Source organism: Nocardia sp. CA-129566, assembly GCF_050956075.1.
Taxonomy (GTDB): Bacteria; Actinomycetota; Actinomycetes; order Mycobacteriales; family Mycobacteriaceae; genus Nocardia.
Window position 1 is genome coordinate 7,150,750 of sequence record NZ_CP192085.1, and the last position, 12,329, is coordinate 7,163,078.

Below are 12,329 nucleotides of genomic sequence, written 5' to 3' on the forward strand. Positions count from 1 at the left end.
GAGTCGAGCACGCGGACACGGGTAATGGACTACGCCAATTTGCCAGGCGAATCGATGGGGATCTACCTGCGCCCGGTGCCGTGGTCGAATGGGTCAGCAACGATCGTCGAGATGCAGTTGGCTGACCTTCGGCCACAGCACGCTGTCGAACTCGCCGTGCGCGGTCCACACGTATCGCTGGGATTTATCGTCCAGGCCCATCACGAACTTGCGGCGGTCCCCCGGATCCGGCAGGAACCGATCGGCGTTGCGCATCCACCCCAGCACATTGCCCTGCTCGTCCCGCAGTTGCACCCACATCAGCCAGGCGTCGAAATTGCTCCCGCTCGTCACGACAGCCTCGAATTCGGCCTTCCCTTTATCGTTCAACGTCCACTTGGCTCCGGCGAACATAGTGCAGTCTCCGGCGTGCCGATCGTGCTTCCACTCCCACGTGAACGACTCCTCCGCCTGCGCCGATCCAGCGAACCCCATGGGCACGGCCGCCGCGATCACCACTGCGAAAACTGCTCTGATCACCCGCTGAGAATTAGTCATGCCGAAAAGGTACGAGCCGGGCAGCACCCTCGACATCGACCGAACTACTCAATCCCCTACTCATCCGTCGGTACGCCGATTGCGTTGCACCGCAAAGGACTTCGATGCACACTGCCCTCGGGTCCACGGCGCTTCGTATCGACGTCGACACAGGATGACCGAGGGATTGCCGAGTCGGTTCGAGGTGGATGTCGGATGCCGATGCAAGACTCGGGGACGTGCGATGGGCGGTGACGGAAACAGACGACGGAGGTGCCCGTCTGTGTCCGCTCGATCAGGACGGTCGACCCGCCGGACCAGTGCTACACGAGCCATCACTGGCCGAGGCCGTACGCACGCGCCCCGAAGTCGAGCGCTGGGTCTGGCGATCCACGGCCGAGATCTATCGACCGTTGCTCGGGGTCGGCGTGCCGGTCGAGCGCTGCTACGACGTGCAGGCCGCGGAGGCTCTGCTGATCGGCCATGAGCAGGGCCAGTCGGGCCAGGCCCACTCGCTGGCGGCCGCCTGGGCGCGACTGCACAACCTGCCCGTCCCACCGGATGCGCCCGCACGCGCCGCGCAGACCCAGCCGTCACTATTCGATTCCGGCCCGGTACCGCTGCCACCCGGCACGGACGAGTTCGACGCCCTACTCGAGGTCTACGCGGACCAGCTGGCGCGTACGGCGAAGACCGAAAATCCGGAACGCATGCGGCTGCTGCTCGCCGCCGAATCGGCGGGCATGCTGGTTGCCACCGAGATGTCCCGAGCCGGGATACCCTGGCGCGCCGACGTCCATCGCGAGTTGCTGGACAAGCTACTGGGTGAACGCTTTCCCGGCGGGCTGGAGCCGCGCCGGATGGCGGAGTTGGCCGACGAAGTGTCGCACGCCTTCGGGGCAGGTGTGCGGGTCCGGCCGGACCTGCCCAACGACATCATTCGAGCCTTCGCCCGCACCGGAATCTCATTGTCCTCCACCCGAAAATGGGAGCTCCAGCAGATCGATCACCCCGCGGTAGCGCCATTGCTCGCCTACAAATCGCTGTACCGCTTGTACACCGCCCACGGTTGGTCCTGGCTCGAGCAGTGGGTACACGGCGGCCGCTTTCGTCCCGAATACCTGCCCGGCGCAACGGTTTCCGGCCGCTGGACCACCAACGGCGGCGGCGCCCTGCAGATCCCCAAAGTGATCCGCCAGGCGATACGCGCGGACCCGGGATGGCGTCTGGTAGTCGCCGACGCCGACCAAATGGAACCGCGAGTACTCGCCGCGATCTCCCGCGACCCGGGATTGATGCAGGTGGCCGGTCGCGACGAAGACCTGTATGCGGCGCTGGCGGAGAGTGTCTTCGGCGGCGACCGCGCCCAGGCCAAAATCGCCCTGCTCGGCGCCATTTACGGCCAGACCTCCGGCGATGCCCGCACCCACATGGCCGAACTCCGCCGACGCTATCCGGCCGCGATGGCGTATGTCGACGACGCGGCTCGCGCCGGCGAGGAGGGCCGCCTGGTGCGTACCTGGCTGGGGCGCACCTGCCCGCCGGCCTCCGTCGCATCGCCCGACCCATCCCACGAGGAGGAGCAGCTCGGCGAGTATGGCAACACCTCCGCAACGCGCGCCCGCGGTCGCTTCACCCGTAATTTCGTGGTGCAGGGCAGCGCCGCCGACTGGGCCCTGCTGCTACTGGCGGGTGTGCGTCATGCGATGACTCGCGCCGGGCTCCGCGCCGAACTGGTCTTCTTCCAACACGACGAGGTAATCGTGCACTGCCCGGCCGAGGAAGCCGCGACGGTCGCCGAAATGATCGCAACCGCAGCGCAGAACGCGGGCCGAATCGCCTTCGGGCCGACACCGGTGCGGTTCCCGTTCACGACAGCGGTGGTGCAGTGCTATTGGGACGCCAAGTGAGGATGCGCGCGCAATCGTTCCCCGCCCGACCGGCCTCAGGCCGGTGCGACCTCCCATGCGAACCCGTCCGGGTCGGTGCAGGGCCCGATACCACCGCCGATGACGATCCGGTGCGCCCCGGTGCCCTCCGCGGGAACGCCCGCATCCTTGGCAGCGGCCCGCCGCCCGTACAGCGCCAACTTGACCGACGACGGCGCCGCATCGAACTCGACATACTTGCTGCCGAAACTCTTCGCAACGGTCAATCCGCGATCGACGTAGAACTGCTTGGTCGCCTTGACATTGTCGACCCCGAGCAGGACCACGAAATCGTCGATCTCGCGGGTGGCCGGACCGGTGTCCTTCTTGGCCGACGTCGCGATCTTCCAAATCGCCCCGTCCGGAGCCTGCACGACGCCGCCATACCCCCAGAAGCTCTTCTTGGCCTGCTTCAGTGTCGTCGCACCCGCCTCGACAGCGGTACCGATGAGGCTGTCGACGGTACTCGGCTGCGATACCACGAGCGACAGGATGAAGCCCCGAAAGCCGCTGGTCGGCGTCTCGGAACTGCGCATCTGCAGCCTGTCGCCGAGACCGAATGCGGCGGCGTAGAAAGCCGCGGCGGCCGCGGCGTCGGGCGCCTCGAGGATGACGGATTCGATAGCGGCCTGTTCAATGGTGATGTTCATGGCAGTAACGTTATTTTCCGCCCGATAGCCAGCGCTTCTCGATTCCTGATCGCTTTCATCTGTCCCTCGACGGCGCTGTTCGTATCCCCGTGGCGCCCCAGGCAACCACCGACGACCCCGGCCGAGTCGGCGGGGACAGCGCGAATCACTCTCTCCCGCGCCATCATCCGGCAAAGGACAACGGACCGGTCGAACGCGTCGATACGAAACCCCAACGGATCAAAGGCAAACGGATGGCCGCACCGGGTTTTGTCGCCCAACATTCATGATCTGTCCATCGCTGACGGTGATCGAGTTAACCTGAGTTGATGCGATCCCGGTTCCATCGGTACGTCCTGGCCGCGCTCGCCGCCGCCGCGTCGACATTGTTGCTGTGCACGCACTCCTCGGCCATCGCGCCGATCCGGTCGAACACCGCCCTGCCGGTGTTGGACCCGGATTTCCTCTGGGGTGTCGCGTCCTCCGGATTCCAGTCCGAAGGCCATGCGCCCGACAGCAATTGGACGCGGTACATCGCGAACTCCGGCGCCGACGAATTACACGATTCGGTCGACTTCTACGACCGATACGCCGCCGACATCGACTCGGCGGCCGCGCTGGGTGTGAAGGTGTTCCGCATCGGGATCGAATGGGCTCGTGTGCAGCCCGCGCCGGGCGCCTGGGATGCCGCCGCGTTCGGCTTCTACGACGCGGTGATCGCAAAGATCGTGCAGGCCGGGATGCGACCGATGATCACGCTGGACCACTGGGTCTATCCCGGTTGGGCCGCCGACCGCGGCGGCTGGGGCAACCCGGGCATGGTCGGGGATTGGCTGGCCAATATGCGCACGGTCGTCGATCGCTATGCATCCCGGAATCCACTGTGGGTCACCGTGAACGAGCCGGTCGCCTACATCGTGCACGAGACCCGCCGGGGCGCCGCGAATGCGGACGAGATGCTCGATCGGGTCACACAGGCCCACAACGCCATCTACGACTACATCCACCGGATCCAGCCCGGCGCCCAGGTGACCAGCAACGTCGGCTATGTGGCCGGCTCTGAGGCTCAGGTCAACGGCGGGTTGATCGATCGCATCGCGGACCGGCTCGACTACGTGGGCGTCGATTACTACTCCGCCTACGATCCGGTGCAGTCGCTGCTGAGTTCCATCACCCGAGCCGTCGGATCGGCGATGCCGGAGCTGCCCGGACAGCGCATCTGGGAGCTGCCGGTGCGCACCGAGGGCATCTACTATGCGCTGCAGTACTATTCGCGCCGTTTTCCGAACAAACCGCTCTACGTCGTCGAGAACGGTATGGCCACCGAAAACGGCATGCCCCGAGCCGACGGCTACACCCGCAGCGATCACCTTCGCGACACCATCTACTGGATCCAGCGCGCTGTTGCCGATGGCATGAACGTCATCGGCTACAACTACTGGAGCCTCACCGACAACTACGAATGGGGCAGCTACACACCACGATTCGGCCTCTACACCGTGGATGTGCGCACCGACCCGACTCTCACTCGCCGCCCGACCGATGCGGTCGGCACCTACACCCAGATCATTGCCGCGGGCGGTCTGCCCGCCGACTATCGTCCCACCCGCGGCCCAGCGATCTGCGTGCTCGTCGACCCTCCGGCCAGCTGCCTGACCCCGGTCGCAAACCCGTAACGTGCACACTGCGGACTCGGCTGTCGGCGCGGCCACCGGGCCCGAGATCCGTTTTCCGGTTCGCCCCCTGGTCAGTTCGCGTTGGGCTGCGAGAGGTATGGCGTCAGGGCGTGCGCGAGGTTGCTGATGGTCAGTGATTGCAGCCAGACGCGTCCGGGGCCGGTGAGCGCGGCAAGGAACAGGCCATCACCGCCGAAGAGAATATTGCGGATGCCGCGCAGCAGGGTGATATCGAATCCCACAGTGGCGTCGAACATTCCGACGTGGCCGGGATGCACGCGCAGCGTTTCACCGGGTGCGAGAGTGTATTGCACCACTTCGCCGGACAACTCGACCCAGGCGTGCCCGGTGCCGCTCGAGCGCTGCAGGGTGAACCCGGCGCCGCCGAAGATCCCGGCGCCGAGGCGGCGTTGAAAGCTCAGCGTGACGCGCACATCGTCGGTGCCGCACAGGAATCCGTGTCGATGCACCAGATACTCGGTGCCGGGTTCCAGTCCGATGGGCAGGATCTGGCCGGGCAGTTTCGCCGCGAATGCGACCCGGCCCGGATACTTGGACGCGGTGTATTCGGTCATGTACCAGCCTGCCCCGGCGGCGGCGCGTTTGACCGCCCCCAAGAGTCCGCCCGAACTCGACAGCCGAGATGAGGTGTGCAGCCGGATCGAGTCGGTCATCCAGGACAACTGCCCGGCCTCGGCGACCAGCCCCTCACCCGGGGTGAGCAAAACCTCGCGGACCGGCATCACGGTGCCGATAATTCTTGCGTCCACCCGGCGCTCCGGTTCCGGCGAGGCATCGTGATGCCTTGGACTACAACGACATCCACCAGCGTAGGCGCTCAACGTCCACCGTGTCGGCCCATGCCCGGATACCGGGCTACCGATGGCGGCGAGGCGCCGTACCGGATGAACAGAGGCTTAAGGCTTGACCTTGCCCCTGGGGCAAGGTTCGACGATGGTTCGCATGAACAACGCACTGCATCTCGTCGAAGCCCGGATCCGCGAACAGGCCGCCGCCTACTGCGAATCCAATAGCATCCCCGGATTCGTCGCTGGCGTCTACCACGCCGACCAGCAGATCGTCATCGCGCACGGCACCGCGAACCTTGCCACCGGCGCACCGATGCTCGAGCACACCGGATTCCTGTTCGGCTCGGTCACCAAGGTCCTCACCACCACGCTGGTCCTGCGGCAGGTCGAGCGCGGGCTCTTGAACCTCGAGACTCCGGTCGTGCAGTACCTTCCCGAATTCGCCCTGACCGCATCGGGCGCGGACAAGATCCTGGTCCGGCACCTGATCTCGCACACCAATGGCATCGATGCGGATCTGTTCTTCCCCGATGCCAAGGGCCGCGACGCCCTGCGGACCTACGTCAACGGACTCGCGAGCAACTGCGGCACCCTGTTCGAACCCGGCGAGCAGCTCAGCTACTCCAATGGCGGCATGATCGTTGCCGGCCGTCTGCTCGAAGTGGTGACCGGGCTGGCCTTCCCGGATCTGCTCGAGCGCGATATCTACGCACCCGTCGGCATGAAGGACTCCAGCACCTCGGCCGAGCAGGCCATCCTGCGCAGCACCGCGATCGGCCACTTCCCGGACCCGGAAACCATGGCGGCCAGGCCGACTCGCATGTTCATGCTGCCCGACACCTGGGGACCAGCGGGCGGCACGCCAATCGGCACCATCGCCGACCTGCTCGCCTTCGGGCGCACCCACCTCGCGGGCGGCGTTTCCCCATCCGGCACGCGCGTCCTGTCATCGGAGTCGGCCGCGCTGATGCAACAGGTCTCCCACGATATGGCCACCCCGAACGTCCCCCCGATGGGCCTGGGCTGGGTGCGGTATCCGTTCGGCGACACCACCGTCCTGGCCATGTCGGGCGCATCGCCGGGCGGCGTGTCCATCCTGTGTGTCGTGCCCGAACACGACCTGGTCTTCACCGCCTTCGGCAATACCTCCGGGGCGATCATGCTGCAGGACCAGATCCTGCAGTGGCTGCTGCGCGAGCACCTCGGCATCCAGATCCCCACTCTGATAACCGAATCGGAGCCCGACGTCGACCTCACCCCCTATGTGGGCACCTACCGTTCCAACCAGCTCCGCATCGACGTCAGCATTGTCGACGGCCAGCTCGAGGAACGGATGACCTACGAACCCGCCGACGAATCGCAGCGGCACATCTTCACCGAGTTCGCCGGCGGTACGACCGCCGCCCCGCCGCAGCGCTACGTGCCGATCCGACCCGGTCTCTTCGCACCCGCCGGATACCCACTGGAGACCTTCGACGGATACCTGCGCCTACTGCTCGTCTCCTATCACGACATCCGCGACGGCCGAGCGCGCTTGCGCAACGGCGGCGGCCGCCTGACCCGACGCGACCATTCGGAATGATCCAACCGCCGGTGCAAGGATATCCAGCATGATCACGATCGGCCGGCTCGCGGACTACGCCGGAGTGACCACCAAGACCATCCGCCACTATCACGAGCGCGGTCTGCTCGCCGAGCCCGACCGCGACTCGTCCGGCTACCGGCGCTACACCGCCCAGCACGCCATCGACCTCGTCAAGATCAGAACCCTCGCCGATGCGGGCGTACCACTGGCCCGCATCAAAGAGCTCCTCGATGCCGACCCGGACGCGCTCACCGCCGCCATCGCCGAAATCGACCACAACCTCGAAGACCGCATAGCGCAGCTGCGGCGAACCCGCGAACACCTCACCCAACTGCGCGGCGGCGACCGCCTTTTCGTCTCCCCCGAAGTCGCCGACTACCTCGACGACCTACGCGAACTCGGCATCAGCGAACACCGCATACAGCTCGAACGCGACGGCTGGATCCTCATGCAAACAGCCTCCCCCGAAGACGCCACGGTCTGGCTCGCCGAAAAACGTGAACTCATAACCCACCCCGAAGTCCGCGCCCTCTACCTCGACTACGACGCCGCCTACAACTGGTCCCCCACCGACCCCCGCCTCCCCGCCCTGGCCGAACGCACCCGAACCTGGTTCGCCACCCACCAAACCAACTCCGAACCCCGCCCGGTCCACAATCCCAGCATCGCCCGGCTGGCCGCCCAGTCCCAGCCCGGCGCCACCTCCCCGGCCTGGGACCGCCTCAACCAACTCATAAAGGAGTAGGTCCCCCTGCTCGGCCGCCCCGAGCTCAGCCGAGCACGCGGGTCCGCACCTGCGGCGACCATTCGACGTATTCGACATCTGTCCCATCAGGGTGGCGAAGGTAGGCGAATCGACCGGTTTCGCTGGTGAACGGCCCACCGGTCACGGCGGCTTCTGATGCCGTGAGTTGAGTGATCAACTGGTCGAGGTCATCGACGATCACCGGCCCGACTGTCGAGCGATAGCGGTCGATATGTTCGGGTGAGCCCGCGATCAGCAGAAAATCGCCGACCGCCGCGATCTCCGTCTGCTCGAAGCTGAACCGCAGATCCGTTGGGGCACCGACGATACCCTCGTAGATCGGCAGGGCAGTGTCGAGGTCAGCGACGAACAAGCGGGCCTAGGTCTTCAGGATCTGCATGTCCGAGACGCTACGGTGAAGTTATCGGCGGCAGCAGTACGCACTTGAAAGTGAGCGGTGGTTCCCGATGCTCGGCGACGACGACGAAGAGCAGCGCGCACGCGATATCGCACTGCGGGTGTTCGCCGTGGTGTCGACGAAGTGGGGCCTACAGGTCTTGGAGGAGATCGGTGCGGGCCGCCGCCGCTTCCGTGAGCTGCATCGCGCAGTCGACGGCATCAGCTACAAGATGCTCACGCAGACCCTGCGCGAGCTCGAAAACCATGGTCTCATAGCCCGATACGACCACGGTACCGCCAATCCTCGCGTCGATTACTCCCTTACCGAGGCCGGAACAAGGCTTGTGGACGCGATCCACGCGCTGTGCGATTGGTCGCGCACCCACCTGGACCGACTACTCGATGCACCCGCAAATCGTGCCGGTCCACGAACAACTCACTGACCCACCCGCGTCCCTCGACCGCGCCAGCCACCAGCACCGTTCAACGCGCGGTAATCGGCTACGAGCCATGACCGGATATCTTTTGTGCCGCAGCGCATCTCGCACGGCTAACCGGCGCGCCCCGTGGCATGTGCGGATGTTCCGTGTCGCAGTGGACAAGGCATGCAATGGGCTTGTACGCGCACAGCGAAGCGCCGACTTCGGCAAGCGCTGGAAGCTGAATAACGTGCGGTACGAGCGCGATAGCCAATGGGAACGAGAGGGCACCGTCTCACTTGGGAGGAGCTGAAAGCAGGGGTTTCAGCAGGTCCTCGACCAGGCGGCTGGTGAGCGCACGAGGGATGCTCGCCCCGGTCAGAGCGCAATAGACGAGCGGGCCGAGCAGGGCATCGAGAGTGGCGTCGAGGCCGAGTTCGGGCGAGATCTCACCGGCGGCGATTGCGCGCGTGAGCATGTCGCGTTCTAGAGCGCGGCGCGGATCGAGATAGCGCGTGTGGAAGCTCTCGGCCGTGCCGGGATTGTGCTGCGCCTCGGCAATGAGTGCGAGCAGGACCTTGCCGGCAGGCTCGCGGGTGAGGAATCGGGCGAAGCCGCGGATGTACGCGCGGATGTTTTCTGCTGTGGGCTTATCCGTTGGGACGGGGAGGTGCTTGTCGCTGTCTTCGATGAGCGTGTCGAGCAGGATCTCGACCTTCGAGGGCCACCAGCGGTAGATCGTCTGCTTGGCGACGCCGGCACGACGCGCAATCGCCTCGATGGTCAGGGCGCCGAAGCCGTGCTCGACGACCAGATCGTCCGCGGCATGCAGCACGGCCAGCCGCGCAGCCTCGTCGCGACGGTTGCCCGAGCGCGTCCTGGGCTGGGAGTCCGGGGCGGGCATGGGGTCACCTTACCGGTCGGCGATGCCGCGACCGGTCAGCGGCGTAATGATATTGTCTAGACGCAACGTTGCGTCTATTTAATATTTCCTCAGGTAGGAGCAGATAATGACCACCACGTCCCCCCGTCAAGCGCTCGTCATCGGGGCCTCCAGAGGCTTGGGCCTTGTCCTGGCCGGCGAGCTCGTTCGACGCGGCTGGCGAGTCATCGCCACCACGCGCCGCGGCGGCGGCGAGCTGCCAGTGAATTCCGACGCCTCCCATGGACGGCTGCATATCGAAACGCTGGAGATGACCAGCTCCGAACAGGTGGCCGCGCTGCGCGAGCGACTGGACGGGCACCGACTCGACCTACTCTTCGTCAACGCCGCCATCGACCGCGGCAATCTGCCGATCGATGAGGTCCCCACCGACATGTTCGCCGAAGTGATGATCACCAACGCACTGAGCCCGTTGCGCGTCCTCGAGGCCCTGCGCGGGCTCGTCGTGCCCGGCGGAACCGTCGCGGTCATGTCCTCCGAGCAGGGCAGCATCTCGCGGAACACCGAGGACGGCTATGAGCTCTACAAGGCCAGCAAGGCCGCGCTCAACCAGCTGATGCGCAGCTACGCCACCCGCCATACCGGCGACGGACACACCAAACTGCTCATCGACCCCGGCCACAACCGGACCCGGCTCGGCGGACCCGACGCGCCTCTCACCCCGCAGGAGAGCATCCCGGCCGTCGCCGATGTCCTCGAGACCCAGGCCGGCGCACCCGGCCTGCAGTTCCTGGATCGGCACGGCCGGACCGTCCCGTGGTAGAGCCACACCTGCGCTGATCGAGCTGTCGAGCCATCCGCCGAGCACCGGTATCCCGTATTCGGCACTATCGACCACCGGCTGTGACGCGAGATACGCTGTCGGACAGGCGGTCATCGACTTGTCGAGCCTTTGGTCGCCGGGTGCGAGGCAGCGGAAACCCCGCCCCGCAGTCGAATTCCTTCGGGCCCGGCGGCGACTTCGGCCGTGATAGCTGCGAACGCGCGGGCGGCGTGGCGCATCCGGGGGCATCGGATGTCGGTCATGTCACGGTCCTTTCGATGAACGGCCGGGCATGTTGCGCGGATTCCACTGTGGCTCGCGCGGCCCTGCCGCCACATCTGTCCGCTGACGCGACGTAGTTGCCACCCGGACCGGGCGTCGTCAGTCGAGGAAGTGCTCGAGTTCCGCGGTGACGAACTGGGGATTCTCCTCGACGAGCCAGTGCCCCGCGTGCGGGACGTCCACGGCTCGCGCGATGTTGGTCAGGCGCGGGGAGATGGTGGCTCGGACTGCGTCGAGTTGCCCCTGGGCGGTCATGAGCAGGGTCGGGACAGGTGTCGGCGCTGCTGCTGCGGTGTCGCGGACGTCGGTGTCGAGGGCGCGGTAGAGCTCGAAGCCGCCCGACAGGGCCTCGGGCCGACTGTAAGTGCGTGCGAATTCATCGATCTCGGCGTCGGTGAACGGGGACCGCTGCGAGGTGCCGCCGAATGCCGTGCCGCCGAAGGAAACCTGCGGGTAGAACATGGCCAGGTACTCGCGGACGTGGTCGCCGACGACCGCTTCGGGCACCCGCCGCTGGGAGTGGAAGGCGATGTGCCAGCTCAATGAGCGGTAGGTGCGTGCATCGATCGCGGGGCCGGGCAGCGGTAGGTCGAGGTAGCCGAGACGTGCGGTATCGGCAGGGAACTGGGCGGCGTACTCGAAGGCGACGGCGGCCCCGAAGTCGTGTCCGACAACGCGGGCATCTCGCACGCCGAGCCGATCGGCGATCAGGGCGTGCACGTACCGCGCGAGGGTGGCCTTGTCGTAGCCGGTCGGTGCGCCGGTGCTGTCGCCCAGCCCGGGGAGGTCGACGGCATAGACGGTGTGGTGTTCGGCGAGTGCGGGCATGATCGGCCACCAGCCGTACCAGGTCTGTGGCCAGCCGTGGATCAGCACCACCGGCGAGCCGCTACCGCCGGTCACATAATGCAGACGAACGCCGTCGACGTCGACGAACTTGTGCTGAAAAGCGTTCTCGAACTTGGGATCCCCGTGCGTTGCGGCGGCGTAGGAGGGGACGGCGGGGATTGTCGTGGAGCAGGCCGCGGTCCCCATCATGAGCAGGATCGCGAGTGCGATGGTGGCGACCGCGCGCGTGGCGCGGAGCAAGCCGTGCGGCCGGGTTGCGGTGATCATGTTGTCCTGTCCTGGGTGGTGTCAGCGGCCGGTCGTGCCGTCGATCAGTTCGCGGAGGATGTCCGCGTGGCCCGCGTGACGGCCGGTCTCCTCGATCATGTGCGTGAGCGCCCAGCGGAGGCTGGGAGCGGGACGGCCCGGCCGCGGAACCGGTGCGCCGAGATCGGTGCAGCCGTCGAGTATTTCGTTGGCCCGCTCGACCGCCTCGCGATAGCTGGCTACGACGTCGGCCACGGTGTCGGTCGGTGCGGCCTGAAACGTCGCCTGCCAGTTGGTGACCCGGTCCCCGAGGAACATCGAGCGCTCGACGAAGGTGAGATGCCGGAGCAGGCCGAGCAGGTTCGTACCCGACGCCACCGCGGCCGTTCGCACCTGCGGTTCGGGGGCGCCCTCGACCTTCGCGGCGATCGCGGCCCGCAGATAGTCGAGAAAGCCGCGCAGCACCTCGGCCTCGCTGCTTTCGGTCTGGGGCGGCGGAGTGTCGTTGCGGCGCTTGGTGGTCGGCACGGTGATCTCCTT

General features: G+C 66.3%; 13 protein-coding genes. 6 read left to right on the forward strand and 7 right to left on the reverse strand.

All coding sequences use genetic code 11. From position 1 onward, the window contains the following. Nucleotides 1-93 precede the first annotated feature (93 nt). Entirely contained in the window at nucleotides 94-537 is a 444-nt protein-coding gene (locus tag ACQP0C_RS31585) for a DUF6294 family protein (protein WP_433725876.1), read from the reverse strand. 230 nt (nucleotides 538-767) lie between these two features. Here ACQP0C_RS31585 and ACQP0C_RS31590 point away from each other — a divergent pair, with 230 nt between their 5' ends. Then, nucleotides 768-2,426 (forward strand): bifunctional 3'-5' exonuclease/DNA polymerase, encoded by a 1,659-nt coding sequence (locus ACQP0C_RS31590; RefSeq protein WP_433725878.1) that lies wholly within the window; start codon nucleotides 768-770, stop codon nucleotides 2,424-2,426. 35 nt (nucleotides 2,427-2,461) lie between these two features. On the opposite strand, the gene ACQP0C_RS31595 is transcribed toward ACQP0C_RS31590, so the two are convergent. Then, on the reverse strand, nucleotides 2,462-3,094 hold the full coding sequence (locus ACQP0C_RS31595; RefSeq protein ID WP_433725880.1) for a glyoxalase: 633 nt from the start codon (nucleotides 3,092-3,094) through the stop codon (nucleotides 2,462-2,464). Between the two features lie 308 nt (nucleotides 3,095-3,402). Between ACQP0C_RS31595 and ACQP0C_RS31600 the strand changes: the two genes are divergently transcribed. Continuing rightward, nucleotides 3,403-4,749 carry a family 1 glycosylhydrolase gene (locus tag ACQP0C_RS31600; protein ID WP_433725882.1) on the forward strand — a complete coding sequence of 449 codons (1,347 nt, stop codon included), beginning with the start codon at nucleotides 3,403-3,405 and terminating at the stop codon, nucleotides 4,747-4,749. Between the two features lie 71 nt (nucleotides 4,750-4,820). On the opposite strand, the gene ACQP0C_RS31605 is transcribed toward ACQP0C_RS31600, so the two are convergent. Further along, nucleotides 4,821-5,519 carry an AIM24 family protein gene (locus ACQP0C_RS31605; RefSeq protein WP_433725883.1) on the reverse strand — a complete coding sequence of 233 codons (699 nt, stop codon included), beginning with the start codon at nucleotides 5,517-5,519 and terminating at the stop codon, nucleotides 4,821-4,823. Nucleotides 5,520-5,712: 193 nt separating this feature from the next. Between ACQP0C_RS31605 and ACQP0C_RS31610 the strand changes: the two genes are divergently transcribed. After that, nucleotides 5,713-7,140, forward strand: a complete 1,428-nt coding sequence (locus tag ACQP0C_RS31610) for a serine hydrolase domain-containing protein (RefSeq protein WP_433725885.1) — start codon at nucleotides 5,713-5,715, stop codon at nucleotides 7,138-7,140. A 28-nt stretch (nucleotides 7,141-7,168) separates the two neighbouring features. Next, nucleotides 7,169-7,888 (forward strand): MerR family transcriptional regulator, encoded by a 720-nt coding sequence (locus tag ACQP0C_RS31615; protein ID WP_433725887.1) that lies wholly within the window; start codon nucleotides 7,169-7,171, stop codon nucleotides 7,886-7,888. A 25-nt stretch (nucleotides 7,889-7,913) separates the two neighbouring features. On the opposite strand, the gene ACQP0C_RS31620 is transcribed toward ACQP0C_RS31615, so the two are convergent. Further along, nucleotides 7,914-8,261 (reverse strand): VOC family protein, encoded by a 348-nt coding sequence (locus ACQP0C_RS31620; protein WP_433725889.1) that lies wholly within the window; start codon nucleotides 8,259-8,261, stop codon nucleotides 7,914-7,916. A 94-nt stretch (nucleotides 8,262-8,355) separates the two neighbouring features. Here ACQP0C_RS31620 and ACQP0C_RS31625 point away from each other — a divergent pair, with 94 nt between their 5' ends. Continuing rightward, entirely contained in the window at nucleotides 8,356-8,730 is a 375-nt protein-coding gene (locus tag ACQP0C_RS31625; RefSeq protein WP_433725891.1) for a winged helix-turn-helix transcriptional regulator, read from the forward strand. A 271-nt stretch (nucleotides 8,731-9,001) separates the two neighbouring features. Here the strand turns inward: ACQP0C_RS31625 and ACQP0C_RS31630 are convergent, their stop codons facing one another. Then, nucleotides 9,002-9,610 carry a TetR/AcrR family transcriptional regulator gene (locus tag ACQP0C_RS31630; protein ID WP_433725892.1) on the reverse strand — a complete coding sequence of 203 codons (609 nt, stop codon included), beginning with the start codon at nucleotides 9,608-9,610 and terminating at the stop codon, nucleotides 9,002-9,004. A 106-nt stretch (nucleotides 9,611-9,716) separates the two neighbouring features. Between ACQP0C_RS31630 and ACQP0C_RS31635 the strand changes: the two genes are divergently transcribed. Beyond that, nucleotides 9,717-10,412 (forward strand): SDR family NAD(P)-dependent oxidoreductase, encoded by a 696-nt coding sequence (locus tag ACQP0C_RS31635; RefSeq protein ID WP_433725894.1) that lies wholly within the window; start codon nucleotides 9,717-9,719, stop codon nucleotides 10,410-10,412. A gap of 381 nt (nucleotides 10,413-10,793) precedes the next feature. Here ACQP0C_RS31635 and ACQP0C_RS31640 read toward each other — a convergent pair whose 3' ends face one another. Beyond that, complete coding sequence (locus ACQP0C_RS31640; RefSeq protein ID WP_433725896.1) at nucleotides 10,794-11,810, reverse strand: alpha/beta fold hydrolase; 1,017 nt, start codon at nucleotides 11,808-11,810, stop codon at nucleotides 10,794-10,796. Between the two features lie 21 nt (nucleotides 11,811-11,831). Beyond that, complete coding sequence (locus tag ACQP0C_RS31645; protein WP_433725898.1) at nucleotides 11,832-12,317, reverse strand: DinB family protein; 486 nt, start codon at nucleotides 12,315-12,317, stop codon at nucleotides 11,832-11,834. Nucleotides 12,318-12,329: the final 12 nt, after the last annotated feature.

Bases quoted from the DNA above. Each gene is read 5' to 3' on its own strand.
- ACQP0C_RS31625 (WP_433725891.1), top strand. From the start codon at position 8,356: ATGCTCGGCGACGACGACGAAGAGCAGCGCGCACGCGATATCGCACTG.
- ACQP0C_RS31610 (WP_433725885.1), top strand. From the start codon at position 5,713: ATGAACAACGCACTGCATCTCGTCGAAGCCCGGATCCGCGAACAGGCC.
- ACQP0C_RS31595 (WP_433725880.1), bottom strand. From the start codon at position 3,094: ATGAACATCACCATTGAACAGGCCGCTATCGAATCCGTCATCCTCGAG.
- ACQP0C_RS31615 (WP_433725887.1), top strand. From the start codon at position 7,169: ATGATCACGATCGGCCGGCTCGCGGACTACGCCGGAGTGACCACCAAG.
- ACQP0C_RS31630 (WP_433725892.1), bottom strand. From the start codon at position 9,610: ATGCCCGCCCCGGACTCCCAGCCCAGGACGCGCTCGGGCAACCGTCGC.
- ACQP0C_RS31640 (WP_433725896.1), bottom strand. From the start codon at position 11,810: ATGATCACCGCAACCCGGCCGCACGGCTTGCTCCGCGCCACGCGCGCG.
- ACQP0C_RS31585 (WP_433725876.1), bottom strand. From the start codon at position 537: ATGACTAATTCTCAGCGGGTGATCAGAGCAGTTTTCGCAGTGGTGATC.
- ACQP0C_RS31600 (WP_433725882.1), top strand. From the start codon at position 3,403: ATGCGATCCCGGTTCCATCGGTACGTCCTGGCCGCGCTCGCCGCCGCC.
- ACQP0C_RS31635 (WP_433725894.1), top strand. From the start codon at position 9,717: ATGACCACCACGTCCCCCCGTCAAGCGCTCGTCATCGGGGCCTCCAGA.